This window comes from Ramlibacter paludis (genome assembly GCF_022012305.1).
GTDB lineage: Bacteria > Pseudomonadota > Gammaproteobacteria > Burkholderiales > Burkholderiaceae_C > Ramlibacter > Ramlibacter paludis.
This window is the reverse complement of the sequence record NZ_JAKLTM010000001.1, coordinates 1,125,527-1,142,819: the sequence shown is the minus strand read 5'-3', so window position 1 is coordinate 1,142,819 and position 17,293 is coordinate 1,125,527. Positions and strand designations below refer to the sequence as shown.

16 protein-coding genes are annotated in these 17,293 nt (G+C 69.3%); 7 read left to right on the top strand and 9 right to left on the bottom strand.

The features are described from left to right. Positions 1-3: 3 nt before the first annotated feature. From LZ009_RS05890 to LZ009_RS05865, 6 genes are all read right to left on the bottom strand, one after another. Complete coding sequence (locus tag LZ009_RS05890) at positions 4-468, bottom strand: hypothetical protein (protein ID WP_275696933.1); 465 nt, start codon at positions 466-468, stop codon at positions 4-6. Positions 469-513: 45 nt separating this feature from the next. Then, positions 514-1,824 carry a M20/M25/M40 family metallo-hydrolase gene (locus LZ009_RS05885; protein WP_275696932.1) on the bottom strand — a complete coding sequence of 437 codons (1,311 nt, stop codon included), beginning with the start codon at positions 1,822-1,824 and terminating at the stop codon, positions 514-516. 142 nt (positions 1,825-1,966) lie between these two features. Beyond that, on the bottom strand, positions 1,967-3,622 hold the full coding sequence (locus LZ009_RS05880; protein WP_275696931.1) for a hypothetical protein: 1,656 nt from the start codon (positions 3,620-3,622) through the stop codon (positions 1,967-1,969). A gap of 93 nt (positions 3,623-3,715) precedes the next feature. Further along, positions 3,716-5,359 carry a hypothetical protein gene (locus LZ009_RS05875; protein ID WP_275696930.1) on the bottom strand — a complete coding sequence of 548 codons (1,644 nt, stop codon included), beginning with the start codon at positions 5,357-5,359 and terminating at the stop codon, positions 3,716-3,718. A gap of 183 nt (positions 5,360-5,542) precedes the next feature. Beyond that, positions 5,543-5,983, bottom strand: coding sequence for a type II 3-dehydroquinate dehydratase (locus tag LZ009_RS05870; RefSeq protein ID WP_275696929.1), 441 nt, complete (start codon positions 5,981-5,983; stop codon positions 5,543-5,545). Positions 5,984-6,000: 17 nt separating this feature from the next. Then, positions 6,001-7,011: a TRAP transporter substrate-binding protein gene (locus LZ009_RS05865; protein WP_275696928.1), complete on the bottom strand. Its 1,011-nt coding sequence runs from the start codon at positions 7,009-7,011 to the stop codon at positions 6,001-6,003. An 87-nt stretch (positions 7,012-7,098) separates the two neighbouring features. Between LZ009_RS05865 and LZ009_RS05860 the strand changes: the two genes are divergently transcribed. Genes LZ009_RS05860 through LZ009_RS05850 form a run of 3 tightly spaced genes read left to right on the top strand, consistent with a single transcriptional unit; the run spans position 7,099 to position 9,523 of the window. Continuing rightward, positions 7,099-7,914, top strand: a complete 816-nt coding sequence (locus LZ009_RS05860; protein ID WP_275696927.1) for an IclR family transcriptional regulator — start codon at positions 7,099-7,101, stop codon at positions 7,912-7,914. A 17-nt stretch (positions 7,915-7,931) separates the two neighbouring features. Continuing rightward, positions 7,932-8,624 carry a DUF4286 family protein gene (locus LZ009_RS05855; RefSeq protein ID WP_275696926.1) on the top strand — a complete coding sequence of 231 codons (693 nt, stop codon included), beginning with the start codon at positions 7,932-7,934 and terminating at the stop codon, positions 8,622-8,624. Next, positions 8,621-9,523: an alpha/beta fold hydrolase gene (locus LZ009_RS05850; RefSeq protein WP_275696925.1), complete on the top strand. Its 903-nt coding sequence runs from the start codon at positions 8,621-8,623 to the stop codon at positions 9,521-9,523. Before LZ009_RS05855 ends, LZ009_RS05850 begins: the two co-directional genes overlap by 4 nt. Positions 9,524-9,620: 97 nt before the next feature. Here LZ009_RS05850 and LZ009_RS05845 read toward each other — a convergent pair whose 3' ends face one another. Next, entirely contained in the window at positions 9,621-11,567 is a 1,947-nt protein-coding gene (locus LZ009_RS05845; protein ID WP_275696924.1) for an alpha/beta hydrolase domain-containing protein, read from the bottom strand. 207 nt (positions 11,568-11,774) lie between these two features. Here LZ009_RS05845 and LZ009_RS05840 point away from each other — a divergent pair, with 207 nt between their 5' ends. Genes LZ009_RS05840 through LZ009_RS05830 form a run of 3 tightly spaced genes read left to right on the top strand, consistent with a single transcriptional unit; the run spans position 11,775 to position 14,463 of the window. Next, complete coding sequence (locus LZ009_RS05840; RefSeq protein WP_275696923.1) at positions 11,775-12,557, top strand: class II aldolase/adducin family protein; 783 nt, start codon at positions 11,775-11,777, stop codon at positions 12,555-12,557. A gap of 11 nt (positions 12,558-12,568) precedes the next feature. Next, entirely contained in the window at positions 12,569-13,531 is a 963-nt protein-coding gene (locus LZ009_RS05835) for a Bug family tripartite tricarboxylate transporter substrate binding protein (protein ID WP_275696922.1), read from the top strand. Further along, the gene (locus tag LZ009_RS05830) at positions 13,528-14,463 is read left to right on the top strand and encodes a D-2-hydroxyacid dehydrogenase (RefSeq protein WP_275696921.1); all 936 of its coding nucleotides are present in this window, start codon (positions 13,528-13,530) and stop codon (positions 14,461-14,463) included. Before LZ009_RS05835 ends, LZ009_RS05830 begins: the two co-directional genes overlap by 4 nt. 118 nt (positions 14,464-14,581) lie before the next feature. Here the strand turns inward: LZ009_RS05830 and LZ009_RS05825 are convergent, their stop codons facing one another. Continuing rightward, entirely contained in the window at positions 14,582-15,562 is a 981-nt protein-coding gene (locus LZ009_RS05825; protein WP_275696920.1) for a Bug family tripartite tricarboxylate transporter substrate binding protein, read from the bottom strand. A gap of 101 nt (positions 15,563-15,663) precedes the next feature. On the opposite strand from LZ009_RS05825, the gene LZ009_RS05820 reads away from it, so the two are divergent. Then, on the top strand, positions 15,664-16,560 hold the full coding sequence (locus LZ009_RS05820; protein WP_275696919.1) for a GntR family transcriptional regulator: 897 nt from the start codon (positions 15,664-15,666) through the stop codon (positions 16,558-16,560). Between the two features lie 9 nt (positions 16,561-16,569). Here LZ009_RS05820 and LZ009_RS05815 read toward each other — a convergent pair whose 3' ends face one another. Next, entirely contained in the window at positions 16,570-17,289 is a 720-nt protein-coding gene (locus tag LZ009_RS05815; protein WP_275696918.1) for a transporter substrate-binding domain-containing protein, read from the bottom strand. Positions 17,290-17,293 lie beyond the last annotated feature (4 nt).

Here is a 17,293-nt window from a genome sequence, read left to right as displayed (position 1 = left end):
GGCTCAGAGCTCGCCGGCATCCTTGAGCGCGCGTTTCCGCGTGACGAGCCGCACCTGCTCGCCGCGCGGCGTGACGGTCCGCTGCAGGTAGGCCTGCAGCTCCGGCGTGTCCCAGCTCGCGTAAGCGCCCTCCGGCGCATTGGAAGCCAGCTCCGCGCCCCACATGCCACGCGCCCAGGCCAGCAGCGCCGCATAGGTGGCGGCAAGGCCGTCGTGCGCGAGGTACTCGACGCGCCGCAGTTCGCCTTCGGCAAGGAAGAACGTCGGCGTGAGGGCCACCTCGCCCAGCCGGACGTCGCCGCCCGACCAGATGCCCGCCAGTCCGCCGGAAAGGCGCGCCGGGTGTGGCACGCGCTTGAGGGCCGGGTCGGCCTGCTGCAACTGCGTTGCGTTCATGCCCAGCGCGAAGCCACCCGGGACGGGTTGTGCGCCGGCGATCACGGGCAGCAACAAGAGAAAAAAGCGCATGCGGCGAGCAGGAGACGAGCTGCCTCTTCTTGGCATGGACACCGGCTAGCGCGCGGCCGGCTGCGTGAGCCGGTGGATCAGGATCGCCGCACGGATCGCGCCGCGTTCGATCGAGGCGATCTCCAGGTCCTCGTCGTCGGTGTGCGAGCCGCGGCCCGCGGCGCCGAGGCCGTCGATGCCCACGGTGTGGGGCGCGATGAACTGCACGTCGCCCGCGCCGCGCAGCGACGGATCGAGCAGGCCGATGCGGCCCAGCCCCGCCTCCTGGCTTGCCTTCGAATACAGGTCCGCCAACTGCCGGCCGGCCTCGGTGGGCGGCATCGGCGGGTAGCTTTCCTTGAAGCTGATGGTCGCCGACGTGCCGGCCAGGTTGCCCGTGGTGACGATCGCCGTCATCTTCTGGCGCGCGCGCTCGCCCTGCTCGGGCGACAGGTAGCGCAGGTCGCCCAACACCTCGGCGTCGCGCGCGATCACGTTGGACTTGCCGAAGGCGCTGGCGGTGGCGGTGTCCTCGGCATAGGAGATGTTGGTGCCGCCGAAGGCCAGCCCCGGGTTGAAAGTCAGGCTGGGCTCGATCACCTGTTCGCGGAAGGCATTGAGGATGCGCGCGGTCTCGTAGATCGCGCCATAGCCCGATTGCGCCGAGAACACGCCCATCGAGTGCGCCGGCTTGCCCTTGACGCGCAGGGTCCAGCCACCGGAGGAGCGGCGGGCGATGCTGGCGGTGTCGACGCCGTCGAAGCGGGCGCTGCCTTCGAACGACAGGGCGTAGTCGGCACGCTTGCCCATCGCGACCATGTCGGCGCGCGCCACCTCCAGCGGCTGGCCGCCGCGCTCTTCGTCACCGGTGAACATGATCTCGATGTTGGCCCGGTCCAGCACGCCCACGGTCTTGAGCGCACGCAGCGCCTCGATCATGATGACGTCGCCGCCCTTCATGTCGTTCACGCCCTGGCCGCGCACGCGGTCGCCCTGGCGTTCCCACAGCGGCACGGAGCTGGCTTTCTCGAACACGGTGTCCAGGTGGCCCAGCAGCAGCACGCGCTTGCCTTGCCCGCCCTGCTGCGTCGCCACCAGGTGGCCGGCGCGCTTCATGTCCGGCGGCATGTCGATCCAGCGCGTCCTGAAGCCCAGCGCATCGAGCTCCGCCCGGTAGATCTCGCCGACGGCACGCACGCCTTCGGGGTTGAGCGTGCCGCTGTTGATGCGCACCGACTTCTCCAGCAGCTCCAGGGCCGCGGGCGTGCGCTGCTTGACGGCGGCGATGATGCGTTGTTCGGTGTCGGTGAGCTGGGCGTGGGCGCTGGCTGCGAGGAAGAGCAAGGTGGCGGCGGCCGCCAGGGACTTCTTGAACATGGGGGGAATGTCTCGGGTGATGTTGTACGTTGTTCCGGCGCGCCGCCTGGATCGGCGCGCGCGCGGATCGCCATTCTCACCTGTCCGCCCGACACCCTTCCAGACCTTCCTGGCTTCGGCCCGGACCCGCTGGGTGGGTGCCTTAGCTTTGCTGCAGCACCCGAATCAACGCGTCGATCACGTCATCGCCATCCGGCGACTTGATGCGGCTCTGTTTCAGCGACTGCGCCAGCTGCGGCGCTCCGAGCACGCGGTAGTCCGAGCGGATCAGGACCTTGGCGATCGCGCGCTGCACCTGCACCGACTTCGTCAGCGGGAACAGGCGCGCGATCTCGCGCAGGCTGTCCGGGTCGGCCAGGCGCTGCTGCGCCAGCGTCTCCAGCGCCACCACCTGCGCGTCGGAGGCCGGCATGCGGGCGATGCCCGCGGCGATGCTGCGCAGGTCGCCCGCCGCCAGAGGCCGGTGCTTCAGGTAGGCGCGCGCCATGTCGATGTCCTCGGCCTTCGCGCTGGTCATGGCGTTGACCACGCGCGCGTGCGCCTCGGCGTTGCCCAGGCAGGCCATGGCCGCGGCCGGTGCCACCTTGCCGGACTTCAAGGCGCCGGCTGCCATGGCCAGGAGCGCGGGATCCTTGCGCTCGCGCGCGCCGCCGGCGCAGGCGATCTCCAGTTCGTCGCGGCCCACGCGGTCGCGCGCGATCTGGTCGGCGATGGTGCGCACCAGTTCCGCCTGCTCCTGCTCCGGCGTCAGCCAGCCGAAGTTGCGAGCCAGGGCCACCATGCGCATGCGCACGTTCGAATCGTCGGCGTCGCGCGCCGAGTCCATGAAGCGCTTGCGCGCAGCCTGGTCGCCGGCGAGCTTGTCGAACTCCGCCGCCGTGTCCGGCTTCAGGCGCTGCAAGGGCTTGATCGAACCGGCAAAGCGCTCCAGGTGCCACAGGAACATGCGCACTTCCGCCGCATCACGCTGCAGCACCTGGTGCAGGAAGGCGACCTTCTGCGCATCGGTCGTGCGGTTGTCCAGCAGCTGGCAGGCGTCGCGGCGCACCTGCGCCTGCGGGTCCGCATCGCCCAGGCCCGGCGTGACGACCAGCGCGGTGTTCGAGAACGCGCCCATGAGCTTGCTGCTCACCTGGCCGCTGCCCACCTCGGTGGCCGGCGCCGTCTGGAAGTACTTGTCGAGGAGCGGCCCGGCGGTGCGGCCCAGGGGCGCCAGCGAGGAGAAACCGTAGATGACCGGCACGTCCTTGAAGATGTGCTTCATGCGGTCGCGGTTGCTGCGCGCATAGAGATCGCCCAGCACACCGGCCGCCTTCAGCGCCTCGCCGGGCGATCGGCCCGAGCGCAACATGCCGCGCACGATGTCTTCGCTGGCCGTCTGCCGCGCTTCCGGCTTGAGCGTGTTGCAGCCGAAGAGGTAGACCTCCTTCAGGTTGGCGAACACGCCGGGGCAGGAGCCGCTGCACGAGGCACGTTCCATTTCCTCGACGGCCAGGTACTCGCTCTGGTCGTGCCGGTCGGTGTAGAACTCGTCGCCGCCATCGAAGTGGCCGGAGATGATGAGCGCGTCGCACTGCACCTGCTGCTGGCAGGCCGACGCCAGCCAGTCGGGGCGGCCGCGCTCGACCAGTTCGACGAACTTGTAGTCGCCGGGCGGAAGGTTGCGCTTGAAGCTGTCGCGCTCGTCGGGCGAGTTGACGGTGATGGTGCACACCGTCCTGGGCGCGGCCTGCACGGCCATGGCAGCGGCCACACAGGCCAGCAGGGCCAGCTTTCGGGAGAGCGACAGGAGGTGCATGGAAGAGGAACCGCGCGCGAAGGCGGCCAGTATTCCACACCCCCCTGGCTCTGCAGCGCCGGGGCCACCGGCGCTAGCTCGGGCAGGCGGAAATCAGGAAGATTCCTGCAATCGGTGGATCAGCGCATCCACCATGTTGTCGCCCGGCGACGTTTTCACGCGGTTTTCCTTCAGCGTGCGCAACAGTTCTCCCGCTTCCACGGACTTCTTGTCGGCGCGGATCAGCACGCCGGCAATCGCGTTCTGCACCGGCGCCGAACGCGTCTTGGCGAACAGCTGGCGCAGCGTGTCGACCGTTTCGCGGTCGGAGAGGTAATGCCGGGCCAGCACGTCCAGCGCGCGGGTCTGCGCGTCGGGCGCGCTCATGCGGGCGATGGCCTGCGTCATGCCGCGCAGCTCGGTCGCCTCCTGCAGCGGCCGATGGCGCAGGTAGGCCTGCGCGATGCGCACGTCCGCGTCGGCGGGGCTCGCGAGGCGCGCCAGCACGCGTTCACGGGCCTCGCGGTTGCCCAGGCAGGCCAGCAAGGCGGAATGGCCGGCGGCGTCGGATTTGCCGGCCTGCGCATCCAGCGCGCCATTCAGCTCGCCGCTCTTGTTCAGGGTGCAGGCCAGGTCCACTTCCGGCGCGGCCACTTCCTTGCGCGCCATCACGTCGCCCAGCATGGCCACGAGCTCCGTCTTGCGCTGGCCGGTGGAAAGCCAGCCGAAATCGTGCGCCACGTCGATCATGCGGGCGCGGGTCACCGGTTCGTCGGCATCGCGGGCGAAGGCCAGGTAGCGGTCGCGCGCGGCGGTGTCCGCAACGACGGCATCCAGTGCCTTCGCCACTTCAGGCTGCTTGCGCACGCTCGCGGTCAGCGTGTCGGTGAGTTCCTCGATCCGATCGAGCAGCAGGCGCGATTCGGCGGTCGGCCGCTTCAGCATCGCATGGACGGCGGTCACGCGGTCGGCGGGCGACATGCGATCGTCCGCGAACTTGCACACGTCCTGCCGCAGCGGCTGCAGCGGATCGCCGTCGCGGATGCCGCTGGCAGCCACCAGGTTGTGCGACGAGAACTGGCGCAGCAGGCCACCGCTCGCGCGGCCCTTGCCGATCTCGGAGCTGCCCGCGCCCTGGAAATAGCGGCTGAGCAGCGGGCCGGCCGTCTGGCCCAGCGGCGCCACGCCGGAAAAGCCGTAGATGACCGGCACGTCCTTGAACAACAGGCGCATGCGGTCGCGGCTGCTTTCGCCGCGCTGCTGGCCCAGCAGGCGCGCCAGGCGGGCGGCCTCGTCGGCGGACTTGCCCTCGCGCGAATAGCTGCGCGCGATCTCGCCCGAGATGGTGTGCTGCGCCGTCGAGTTCATCGTGTTGCAGCCGAAGAGGTAGACCTCCTTCAGGTGCTCGAACATGGGGCAGGAGCCGGAGCAGGACACGCGCTCCAGCTCCTCGACCGGCAGGTACTCGTTGCGGGTCAGCGAGTCGGAGAAGAACACGTTGCCTTCGCCGTGGTGCCCGGAGATGACCAGGATGTCGCAGGAGACCTTGGCTTCGCAGGAAGACTGCAGCCAGTCCTTGCGGCCCTTCTCGACCAGTTCGACGAACTGGTACTTGTCGGCCGGGAGCGAACGGCGGAAGGCTTCCTTCTCGTCCGCGGAGTTGATGGTGATGGTGCAGACCGTCTGCTTATCCGCCAGCGACAGCAGGGGCAGGAGGCAGGTTGCCAACAGGCAGAGCGAGCGAGCGATGCGGCGCATGACGGAGGTGCCCTTCAACGACTGGTTGATGTGGCACGGATCGTCGGCTGTGCAGGCACCGGAAGTTCGTAGGAACCCGTCGCCCGCGCCCTGTCGGAATCGTCCGAATCGCGCGTGGGTGGCAGCCCGCCCCTCATGTTCGCCTACGCTGAGGTAGGCGCAGGCGCCCGCAGGCGCCTGGCTTCAGCGAGACTGTGCGGCGAGCGCGGCCAGTGACCGCAGTCCCATGAGGTAGGACAGCGGCCCCAGGCCCTGGATGGTGCCCTTCACCGCCGGCGAGATGATCGAGTGCACGCGCCAGCTCTCGCGCGCGGCGATGTTGGACATGTGCACTTCGATCACCGGGAAGGGCATCGCCTTGATCGCGTCATGCAGGGGCACGCCGTGCTGGGTCAACCCGGCCGGGTTGACCAGGGCGCCCTGCGCCGCGTCGATGTGGCTGTGCAGGAAGTCGATCAGCACGCCCTCGTGGTTCGACTGGATCGTTTCCAGCTGCACGTCCAGCTCCGCGGCCAGCGCCGCCAGCTGCGCGTCGATCTGCGCCAGCGTGGTGTGGCCGTAGATGTGCGGCTCACGGCGGCCGAACAGGTTCAGGTTCGGGCCGTGCAGGACCAGGAATTTCACGGCAGCACCGCTTCGCATCAGAGCTTGGAAACGCGATCCAGCTCGGACTTGAACAGGGTCACGATGGCCGGGTCGTAGGCGGCCGAGAACTTGTCGTACACCGGGCGCACGGCAACGCGCATCTTGGCCAGTTCGGCCGGCGCGATGTCGTTGTAGACCATGCCCTTGCCGGTCAGTTCGGTCAAGGCCTTGCCGGACACTTCACGGCTGACCACGCGCTGCCAGTTCTGCGCTTCGATGGCGGAGTCCTGCAGGATCTTCTGCTCCACCGGCGACAGCTTGTCCCAGAACTTCTTGCTGATCTGCATCGGGTTGGTGGCGTAGACGTGGTTGGTGCCGCTCACGTACTTCTGCACCTCGTAGAACTTGCTCGAAGCGATCACCGCGAACGGGTTCTCCTGGCCATCCACGGCCTTGTTCTCGAGCGCGCCGTACAGCTCGGCGAACGCCATCGGCACCGGGTTCGCCTTGAAGGTCTTGAACGTTTCCAGGAACACCGGGTTGGGGATCACGCGCAGCTTCAGGCCTTCGAGGTCCGAGCCCTTGGTGATCGGGTGCTTGCTGTTGGTGACGTTGCGAAAGCCCAGGTCGAAGAAGCCCAGCACCATCACGCCCTTCTCCGGCAGCCGGGCGGCCAGCGCCTTGCCCAGGGGCCCGTCGACCATCGCGTCGGCCTGCTTCGCGTTGGCGAACAGGAAGGGGAAGTCCAGCAGGCCGAACTCCTTGACGATGCCGTTCAGCGAGGTCGTGGAGGCGACCAGCATCTCCTGCACGCCGCCTTGCAGCGCCGCTTGCTGCTGCAGCTCGTTGCCCAGCTGCGAGGACGGGAACTCCTGCACCTTGATCTTGCCGCCGGTCTTGGCCGCCACGATCTCGGCGAACTTGCGCACGCCGAGGCTGGTGGGGTGGTCGGGGTTGTTCAGGTGGCCGAACTTGATCGTGCGTTCCTGGATGTCCTGCGCGCCGGCACCGGCGGCCGCGGCGAGCATGGCAAGCGCGACGAGGCTGCGGCGGGTGATGAGTTTCATGCGTTGTCTCCGAATGGCTGTTGTGGGAAAGTGCGGCATGATAGGCAGAGGGTCAGAACATCGTTCCAGACCGGAATCTCTTTTCGCATGATGAACTCGGAAGCGGGCCCCACGGGCACGGTCGATCGCACGCTGCGCATCCTGGAAGCCCTGGCCTCCCAGCCCGAGGGGCTGGCGCTCGCCGCCCTGGCCGATGAACTCAACGTGCCGCGCAGCGCCTGCCACCGCCTGCTGGCGGACCTGGTGCGCTGCGGCTACGTTCGCCAGCTGCGCGAGATGGGCGACTACACGCTCACCACGCGCCTCCCAGCCCTGGGCCTGAGTTTCCTGGGCGCCGCAGGCATCGTCGACATCGCGCAACCCATCATCGACCGCCTCGCCGAAGAGTCCGGCGAACTGGTGCGCCTCGCGCTGGTGGACGGCGACCGCCTCACTTTCGTCGCGAAGGCGCAGGGCGCGCGCGGCGGCCTCCGCTACGACCCGGACATGGGCATCGACGTGCGCCTGTCCTGCAGCGCCGGCGGCCATGCGTGGCTGATGACGCTGAGCGAGGAGCGTGCGACCGAACTCGTGGCCCGCCAGGGCTTCGGCGCGCCGCGCGAGTACGGGCCGAAAGCGCCCACGACCTTCAAGGCGCTGATGAAGAAGCTGGAGGAAGACCGCAAGCGCGGCTTCAGCCTGATGCTGGAAATGTATGCGCCGGGCATGAGCGCGATGGCCGCGCCGGTGCTGCGGCGCGGCGGCGAGGCGGCCGGCGTGATCACCATCGCGGGGCCGCTGCAACGCCTGAGCGCCGCGCGCATGCAGGAACTCGGCCGGCCGCTGGTGCAAGCCGCGGGCGAGCTCGCGGTGGCGGCGAACAGTTCGCCGCTGCTTCGCCGCAGCGCGACGCGCGCGGCCTGACCAAGGAAGAAACGACGATGGCACTCCTGGGCGATTCCGCACTGGCGATGTGGTGGGACATGGCGGCCGACATGCGCGCCGAGTTCGAACACTGGCATTCGCACGAACACTTTCCCGAGCGGCTCGCGCAGCCCGGCTTCCTGCGCGCCTCGCGCTGGTCGGCGGTGGACGGCGGCGAAGGTTTCTTCATCCTCTACGAGCTGCAGGACCACGGGGCGCTCAGCTCGCCCGCCTACGTGGCGCGCCTCAATGCGCCCACGCCCTGGTCGACGCGCCTGATGCCGCATCACCGCAACATGGTGCGCAGCCAGGCGCGGGTGCTGCACTCGCATGGCGCGGGCGTTTCACGGCATGCGATGACGCTGCGACTGTCGCCGCGCGAGGGCGAGGCGCAGCGTCTGCAAGGCGCACTGCGCGCGCTGATCGAAGAGCTGCCCCTGCGCGCGGGCCTGGGCGGCGCGCACCTGTTGCGCACCGACACGCCGGCCATCGCGCCCACGACGGAGCAGAGGATCCGCGGCAATGCCGACCGCAGCGCGGACTGGATCTTCATCGTGTGCGGGTACGAGCGCGAGACGCTGGAGGCGTTGGGCGAGAAGGAGCTCGCGCCGGCGGCGCTCGAAGCGCTTGGCGCGGCGCCGGGCGCGGTCGCGGGCTGGTACGGACTTTCGCTGTCGATGGGGCGGGGCGAGAACGGGCCGGCGCGATGAACGCGATGCAGCCCGTGCGCACGGTGGACGCCAGCGTCCTGGCCATCGCGTACCACGAGTCCGGGCCGGCCGACGGCCCGCCGGTCTTCCTGATGCATGGCTTTCCCTACGACATCCATGCCTACGCGGAAGTCGCGCCCCTCCTGGCGGCAGCGGGTTGCCGTGTGATCGTTCCCTACCTGCGCGGCTACGGGCCTACACGCTTCCTGGATGCAGCGACGCCGCGCTCCGGCGAGCAAGCGGCGCTGGGCGCGGACCTGCTGGCGCTGATGGATGCGCTCGCCATCCCGCGTGCCGTGCTCGCCGGCTACGACTGGGGCGGCCGCGCGTGCTGTGTGGTGGCGGCGCTGTGGCCGCAGCGTTGTGCGGGGCTGGTCTCGCTCAACAGCTACAACATCTTCGACCACGCCAAGGCGCTGGAGCCCAGCGCGCCCGACGAGGAGCGCAAGCTCTGGTACCAGTACTACTTCCATTCCGAACGCGGCCGCGAAGGCCTGCGGCGCAATCGCCGCGCGCTGACGAAGCTGCTGTGGGAAACGTGGTCACCGACCTGGCGCTTCGACGCCGCCACCTTCGAACGCAGCGCCGCCGCCTTCGACAACGAGGACTTCGTCGACGTGGTGATCCATTCCTACCGGCACCGCTACAACCTGGTGGCGGGCGATCCGGCTTATGCGCAGATCGAGCGGCAGCTCGCGCAGCAGCCGGCGATCACGGTGCCCGCGATCACCTTCGACGGCGCCGATGACGGCGTGCGTTCGCCGGCTTCGGCGTCGGCGCACGCGCATCGCTTTGCCGGTCCGCGCGAGCACCACGTCGTGCCGGGCGCGGGCCACAACCTGCCGCAGGAGAGGCCGGAGGTGTTTGCGCGGGCGGTGATGCAGTTGGTGGCGGGTTGAGGGTGACGGGGTGAGGTTTGGGCATGGTGGGGTCGCTTCGCGAACCCACCACTTGCCCGTAGGCTGGGTTCGCGAAGCGACCCCAGCGCTTGCGCGTTCAGCGCAACCGCGCCAACTGATCCTTCTCCGCCGCCTCGACCGCCCTCTGCGCATCCTCCGGCAACAGCAACCTCTCCACCACCATCTCGTTCGCCGCCGCCCGCACCGCGGCCAGATACGCCGCGTTGTCCGCATACCGCTCCGCCAGCGACAGCCGCGGATCCCGCGCCGCCTCGCGCTCGGCCCGCGTTGCCGCGAACGGCACCACCGCGCCTTGCAGCGGGAACAACGTCCCGGCCCCGTAGCCCTCCGCCCGCGGATTCCAGCCCGTGTAGCTCGCGCGCGGCACCGCCAGCGGCAGCATGTGGATACCTGCAATCGCCATGCCGTCCGCATCCGCCCGCGGCACCAACACCGGATAGGTGCCGAGGATCTTCGCCGGGAACACCGACGAATCCGTATGCGCTGCGCCGGTGTAGATCGCCGCATACGGCAAGCCAGGCACCGCATGTGGCAATGCCTGCGCCGCCGGCACCAGCGTGCCGTGTGCGCGCATCGGCACGCGGCTCGCCGGCGGCTCGACGTTGTTCGTGATCCAGGACTGCATGGCCACCATCAGCGCCCGCATCGGCGGGCCGGCATGCATCGGGTTCACCGGCAGCGCCATCGTGGGCGCGCTGCGCAGCTTGTCGCTGGCCTCGGCGAAATGCGGCGTGCCGGCGATCATGTAGGCGCGCACGTCCGCCGGCAGGTCCAGATGGTTGCCGGCGAGATCGGTGACCAGCAGCGACGCGCGCGAGGCCCACCACTCGTGTTCGCTGTCGGTCTGGATCACGCGCGGGCAGGTGTTGCTGCGCGCGCAGCGCTGCATCAGGCCGTCGCGCTTGCCGCTGAGCGGATCGTCCAGCGTGGCATAGGTGAAAGGGAACAGGTCGGCCTGCCACGCCGGGTCCTGCGGATGGCGCGCGTTGCGGCCCGGCTGGCCGAAGCGGAAGTTGGTGGCCATGCGGCGCGCGCCGGCCACGTGCGGCATCAGGCCGTCGAACACCTTGCCGCCCGTGAGGTCCTCGTTGAAGCCGTACCAGAGGAAGTCGCGCAGGAAGCGGCCGGACTGCGACACGCCGAAGCCGATCGCGCGCTGCACGCTGCTGCGACCGTTGGCCGCCAGCGGATTGCCGCCGCTGCCGTCGCGCCGCAGGAAGGCGGCGACGTCACGGGTCGCGGCGAAGCCGAGACCCAGCACCACCGGGTCGCGCGCGACATACGTCACCTCGTACAGCGCACCCGCATCGAAGCCGCCGGCCGGCCGCGTGATCTCCACCGTCTGCGCGCCGGTCGCCCGGATCGCCAGGCCGGCCGGCTTCTCGCGCGGGGCGTCCCACTTCGATCGCACCGTGACGGCCAGCGAGGCCGGATCGGCGATCGGCCACGCCAGCGTCGCCGTCGCCGGCGAGCGCAGGTGGTCGAACAGGAATTCGTCGCGCGCCGGTCCGGTCACGCCTTGCAGGACGGGCGCCGCCAGGGCCAGCTGGCCCGGCGCCGAAGGGATGTCCGCCTGCCAGCCGATCCACGCCATCGTGTAGCCCTGGTGATGCAGGAAGCCCAGGCCCGCATCGGCGGCCTTCTCCGCGTTGTTGGCGCCGGGCTGGGCCGCGTCGTCGAACAGCTGCGGCGCCAGCTTGCGGCCGCGGTTGGGCACGTCGACCAGCAGCGTGCCGTTGCCGCGCGCCGGATCCACGGGCCGCAGCAGCACGACGTCGGCCGTCGCCTCGACGCGGCCGGCGGCATTGCGCGGCGCCTGCGCGATGTCGGCGATGACCGCGTTGCGCGGATCGGCCGGGTCCACCGCGATGGTCGCCTTGGCGGTGATGCGCTCGTAGGGGCCGACGTTGCCGAAGCTGCGGCCCTCGAAGGCAGGCACGCGTTGCACGATGTCGAAGCGCGTGACTTCGGCGGGCGATGCGATCGGCAGCAGGATCGCGGCGAGAAGGAGGATGCGGCGCACGGACAGCTCCGGTGGAAAGGCCAGACTTGACGGTAGGCGCGCGCCGCCGCAGCAGGTGCGCGGACAAACCCTGAAACCACCCTCGCCACTGATGCAATCGCTGCAAGAAGCCATCAGCAACTTGCAAGTCGGGGCACTGTTTTCCCTGCGGCGCAAGGCGCGCTTCCTGTGGCACATTCGCGGCAGTTGCGCCAAGGAGTCCTTGCGATGAACCCCGGTGTCCTGAGCTTCCCGTCCATGAAGGACCGCTGTTCCCCCGAAGAGTGGCAGGCCCGCGTCGACCTCGCCGCCTGCTACCGCCTGGTGGACCTCTACGGCATGTCCGACATGATGGCCAACCACATCTCGGCGCGCGTGCCCGGCGAGGAATCGTTCCTGATCAATCCCTACGGGATGATGTACGAGGAGATCACCGCCTCCTGCCTGATCAAGGTCAACCTGGCCGGCGAGATCCTGTCCAAGCCCGACTTCGGCGCGCTGAACTACGGCATCAACAAGGCCGGCTACGTGATCCACAGCGCGGTGCACGAGGCCCGGCCGGAAGTCGGCTGCATCATCCACACGCACAGCTGGGCGTCGATGGCGGTGTCGGCGCTCGACTGCGGCCTGCTGCCCATCACGCAGACGGCCATGCGCTTCCTCAAGATCGGCTACCACGAGTACGAAGGCGTGGTGCTGAACGACCGCGAGAAGGCGTCGCTGGTGGCCGACCTCGGCAACCGCGAGGCGCTGGTGCTGCGCAACCACGGCGCGCTGGTGGTGGGACGCACCTGCGGCGAGACCTTCAACTGGACGCACAGGCTCGAGCTGGCCTGCCGCTCGCAGATCGCCGCCATGTCGTGCAACACCCCGCTGCGGCCGGTGCCGCAGGAGGTGCTGGAGGAAACCTGGAACAACTACCAGCCCGGCACGCGCCGCCCCTACGGCCTGATGGAATGGCCCGCGCTGCTGCGCAAGCTGGACCGGCTGGACCCGTCTTTCCGCACCTGAAGGAGACCTGCATGCTGAATCGAAGGAGCCTGCTCGCGGCGACGGCCGCCTGCGCCCTGCCCGCGGCCTGGGCGCAACCGGCGGACTACCCGGCGCGGCCGGTGCGCATCATCGTCGCCTTCACCGCCGGCGGCACCACCGACATCCTGGCCCGCGCGGTGAGCCAGAAGCTGACCGAGCGCTACAAGCAGAACTTCCTGATCGACAACAAGCCGGGCGGCGGCGGCAACATCGGCACCGAGCTGGCCGCGCGCGCGGCGCCCGACGGCTACACGCTGATCGTCAACTCGGTGGGGCCGATGGCGGTGAACCCTTCGCTGTACAAGAAGCTGAACATCAATCCGCTCACGGACCTGGTGCCCGTGGTGCAGATCGCCGACGTGCCCAACGTGCTGGTGGTGCACCCGTCGCTGCCGGCGAACACCATCGAGGAATTCATCGCCTACGCGAAGACCCAGCCGGGCAAGCTGAATTACAGCTCCACCGGCATCGGCACCTCCTCGCATCTCTCGGGCTACATGCTGAGCAAACGCGCCGGCATCGAGACCACGCACGTGCCATACCGCGGCGCCGATGCGCTGAACGACCTGCTGGCCGGGCGCGTGCAGTTCATGTTCGCCACCATTCCCTCGGTGATCCAGCACATCCAGGCCGGCAAGCTGCGCGCCATTGCGGTCAGCAGCGTGAAGCGCTCCCGTTCCATGCCGGACGTGCCGACGGTCGCCGAGCGCGGCTTCCCGGGCTTCGAGGCCGGATCCTGGTTCGGCTTCTTCGCGCCGAAGGGAACGCCCGATGCCGTCGTCGCGTCGCTGAACAAGGCCGTCAACGACGCACTGCCCGCGCTGGAAGCGCAGATGGTGCGCGAAGGCGCGGACCCGGTGGGCGGGCCGCCGGAGCAGTTCGGCCAGTTCGTGCACAAGGAATACGAGAAGTGGAAGGTGGTCGTGCGCGAGTCGGGGGCCACCGCGGAGTGACTGCGCCGCTGCGCATCCTGCTGTCGCGGGTGGCGGCGCAGAAGCTGGGGCCGCCGCTCGCCGGACACGAGCTCATCTCCTTCGATGAAGCGCGGGCTACGGAAGCCGACATCGCCTTCGTCTCGCGCGACGTCACCGGACTTTCCACCAAGCACAAGGTGCTGCCGGCGACGCAACGGGCCTACGAAGCGCTGCGCGCGGCCCCCGGCCTGCGCTGGCTGCATATCCACTCCGCCGGCGTCGACCGGCCGATCTACCAGGAGCTGCTGCAGCGCGGCGTGCAGGTGACGACCTCGTCCGGCGCCAACGCGCCCGTGGTGGCGCAAAGCGCGGTGCTCGGCCTGCTGGCGCTGGCGCGGCACTGGCCGCTGCTGCTGGCGGCACAGCGCGAGCATCGCTGGGCGCCGCTGATTGCGAGCGGCCTGCCGCGGGACCTGCAAGGGCAGACCGCGGTGGTTGTGGGCTGGGGGCCTGTCGGGCAGGAGATCGGGCGGCTGCTGCAAGCCGTCGGCTTGAAGGTCGTGGTGGTGCGGCGCCAGGGAGGGATGGCGCTGCACGACGCTTTGCCCTCGGCCGACTGGCTGGTGCTGGCCTGTGCGCTGAACGAGCAGACGCGCGGAATGATCGGCACGAAGGAACTTGCGCTGCTGCCCGCGCACTGCGGCCTGGTCAACGTGGCGCGGGGCGAGGTGATCGACGAAGCCGCGCTGGTCGAAGCACTGCGCGAACGCCGCCTGGCCGGCGCCTATCTCGACGTGTTCGCGCACGAGCCGCTGGCGAAGGACTCGCCTCTGTGGGACCTGCCGAACGTGATCGCCACGCCCCACAGCGCGGGGTTTTCGAATGCGAACGAGGAACGGGTGGCGGAGATTTTCCTGGAGAACCTGGCGCATTGGCTGCGCGGGGAAGCGCTGCGCAACCTGGCGCGGTAGGGGGCCGCAAGCCGCGGTTCGGCCTGCGGCGCTCACCACGGCCTACGGTCGTCATGCAAGACGGGCTTGCCCCGTAGGCCGTGGTGAGCGCAGCGAACCGCGGCTTCCCCGCCTGCGCTCAATCCAGCTTGATCCCCGCCTTCTTCACCAACGCCGACCAGCGCTGGTTCTCCGCGGCGATGAACGAGGCGAACTCCTGCGGCGTGCCGCCCCCGACCTCGTTGCCCGGGCCGGTGATCTTCTCGCGGATGTCCTGGGAGGCCAGCGCCTTGTTGAAGGCGTCATTGAGCCTGGCCACCACCGGCGCCGGCAGGCCCTTGGGCCCGACCAGCCCCAGCCAGTTCGACACCACCACCTGCGGATAACCGAGCTCGGTCATCGTCGGCACATCCGGCAGGCTGGGCAGGCGCTTGGCGCTGGTCACGGCCAGGGCCCGCGTCTTGCCGGCTTGCAGCGAAGGCAGCGCCGCATAGGTCTGCTCGAACATCATGTCGATCTCCCCGGACAGCAACGCGGTCGACGCGGGACCGCCGCCCTTGTACGGCACCGACAGCGTGGTGATGCCGGCAGCCTGCTCGAACAGCTCTCCGCTCAAGTGGTGTGCGCCACCGGGGCCGGCGTTGCCGATGGTCAGCTTGCCGGGCGCGGCCTTGGCGGCGGCGACCACGTCCTGCACGCTCTTGTACGGCTTGTCGGCGCGCGTCACCAGCACCAGCGGCGCCTTTTCGATGAGCACGATGGGCGTGAAGTCCTTCAGCGGATCGAAGTTCAGCTTGGGATACAGCGAGGGGTTCACCGCCAGCGGCCCCATCGCGCCTATGCCCAGCGTGTAGCCGTCGGCCGCGGCCTTGGCGACAAAGTCGTGGCCGATGTTGCCGCTGGCGCCGGGCTTGTTGTCGACGACCAGCGGCTGGCCCAGGGCGGCGGCCACCGGGATGCCCAGCTGCCGCGCGCGCAGGTCGTTGTTGCCGCCGGCGGCAAACGCGACGACGACGGTGACCGGCTTGGCGGGATAGGCCTGCGCGAAAGACAGCGACGGCAGGGCGACCGCGCCGGCGAGGGCCAGCGCGAGGGAGCGGCGAGTGAGGGTGTGGGACATGATGGTCCCGATTATTGCATTTGTGATTGAAAACGTGCAATGTGCGGACGTAGTGGAAAACACGGAGTGCTATCGTTTCGTCCCAAGCAGTCCCTCGACCGATGAACCTCGACCTCTCCGTCCCCGCCCGCATCCTGGAACTGATCCGCGAAGACGGCCTCGCGCCCGGCAGCCACCTGCCCGCGCAGATGCTGGCGGATCGCCTGCGGATTTCGCGCTCGCCGATCAACCAGGCGCTGGGGCTGTTGCACGAAAAGGGCGTCGTGCACCGCGAGGCGAACCGCGGCTACTTCCTTGCCACCGAGATCGAGGGGCCGGTGGCGCAGCTGGCCGACGAACTCGGGCTCAACGAGGGCGCGCCGCCGAGCTCCACCTACTTCCGCATCGCCGAGGACCGCCTCAACGGCGAGCTGCCGGACACCGTGGCGGAAAGCTTCCTCAAGCAGCGCTACGAGCTCACCAGCGCGCAGCTGCAGTCCCTGCTGCATCGCATGGCGCAGGAAGGCTGGATCGAGAAGAAGCCCGGCTACGGCTGGGAGTTCTCGACCATGCTCACCACGTCGGAAAGCCTGCTGCAGTCGTACCGCATGCGCATGGCGCTCGAACCGGCCGCGCTGCTGGAGCCGGGCTACCGCATCGCGCCCGAAGTGCTGGCGCGCTGCCGCGCGGCGGAGATCCACTTGCTGGAAGGCGGCATCAGGACCGACACCGCCGACCAGATCCACGACCGCGGCGTGCGCTTCCACGAGGCGCTGGTGGAGGGCTCCGGCAACCCCTTCTTCATCGACGCGATCCGGCGCGTGAACCGCGTGCGCCGGCTGCTCTCCTACCGTTCCACCCAGGATCGCAAGCGCTACAAGCAGCATTGCCAGCAGCACCTGGAGATCCTGGACCTGCTGGAGCAAGGCCGCAACGAAGAGGCGGCCGCGTCGCTGCGCGAGCACCTCGCGGCGACGCTGAAGAACATGCAGAAGATCGCGAAGATCCTGAAGGCCTGAGCGCCTGGGCTAAGCCGCCGGCGCGACGCTGGCGCCCTGGATGCCGTGGCGCTGCAAGGCCTGCGCGACGAAGCCCGTGGCCTTCATTTCCTCGATGAACGCGCGCAGGGCCGCGATGGTCGCCGGCCGGCCTTCCGGCACGCCGGTGGCCTGCTGGATCACCATGAAGCGTCCCGGCAGCAGGCGCAGCCCGCCGATGCGCGCGGCATCGAACTCCAGCTGCTGCTTGACGCCGGCCGCGACCTCGGCGCCGCAGGCCAGGAAGTGGTCCACCACCGCCGGCGAAGTCGGCGCGCGTTCGATGGCTGCGTTCTTCAGCTCGCGCGTCAGGTACAGGTCGTAGGCGCTGCCCTTGCCGACCACGACGCGGTTGCCCGCACGGTCGACTTCGCCGTTGTCCTTCAGCGGCGAAGCATCCTTCACCAGGTAGGCGCCTTCGATCAGGACATAGGGCGCGGAAAAGGCAATGCCCTCCGAGCGCTTCGGGTCGATGGCAAAGAAGCCGAGATCCGCCTTCTGCGCACGGACGGCATCGACCGACTCGCCGGCCGACGCGTAGACCTGCAGTTCGGCTTCCAGCCCCAGGCGCTGCGCGAAGGCGCGGCCCAGGTCGATCGACACGCCTTCGGCGCCCTCCCCAGCGCGGCGCGCGAGGATGGGATTGCCGACGTTGATGGAAATGCGCAGCTTGCCGGTGGGCGCCGCTTCCGCGGCCAGGGCTTGGGTCATGGTT

Excerpts from the sequence above, each read along its gene's own strand:
- LZ009_RS05860 (WP_275696927.1), top strand. The coding sequence starts at position 7,099 with ATGATGAACTCGGAAGCGGGCCCCACGGGCACGGTCGATCGCACGCTG.
- LZ009_RS05880 (WP_275696931.1), bottom strand. The coding sequence starts at position 3,622 with ATGCACCTCCTGTCGCTCTCCCGAAAGCTGGCCCTGCTGGCCTGTGTG.
- LZ009_RS05885 (WP_275696932.1), bottom strand. The coding sequence starts at position 1,824 with ATGTTCAAGAAGTCCCTGGCGGCCGCCGCCACCTTGCTCTTCCTCGCA.
- LZ009_RS05875 (WP_275696930.1), bottom strand. The coding sequence starts at position 5,359 with ATGCGCCGCATCGCTCGCTCGCTCTGCCTGTTGGCAACCTGCCTCCTG.
- LZ009_RS05865 (WP_275696928.1), bottom strand. The coding sequence starts at position 7,011 with ATGAAACTCATCACCCGCCGCAGCCTCGTCGCGCTTGCCATGCTCGCC.
- LZ009_RS05820 (WP_275696919.1), top strand. The coding sequence starts at position 15,664 with ATGAACCTCGACCTCTCCGTCCCCGCCCGCATCCTGGAACTGATCCGC.
- LZ009_RS05890 (WP_275696933.1), bottom strand. The coding sequence starts at position 468 with ATGCGCTTTTTTCTCTTGTTGCTGCCCGTGATCGCCGGCGCACAACCC.
- LZ009_RS05850 (WP_275696925.1), top strand. The coding sequence starts at position 8,621 with ATGAACGCGATGCAGCCCGTGCGCACGGTGGACGCCAGCGTCCTGGCC.
- LZ009_RS05855 (WP_275696926.1), top strand. The coding sequence starts at position 7,932 with ATGGCACTCCTGGGCGATTCCGCACTGGCGATGTGGTGGGACATGGCG.
- LZ009_RS05815 (WP_275696918.1), bottom strand. The coding sequence starts at position 17,289 with ATGACCCAAGCCCTGGCCGCGGAAGCGGCGCCCACCGGCAAGCTGCGC.
- LZ009_RS05835 (WP_275696922.1), top strand. The coding sequence starts at position 12,569 with ATGCTGAATCGAAGGAGCCTGCTCGCGGCGACGGCCGCCTGCGCCCTG.
- LZ009_RS05840 (WP_275696923.1), top strand. The coding sequence starts at position 11,775 with ATGAACCCCGGTGTCCTGAGCTTCCCGTCCATGAAGGACCGCTGTTCC.
- LZ009_RS05825 (WP_275696920.1), bottom strand. The coding sequence starts at position 15,562 with ATGTCCCACACCCTCACTCGCCGCTCCCTCGCGCTGGCCCTCGCCGGC.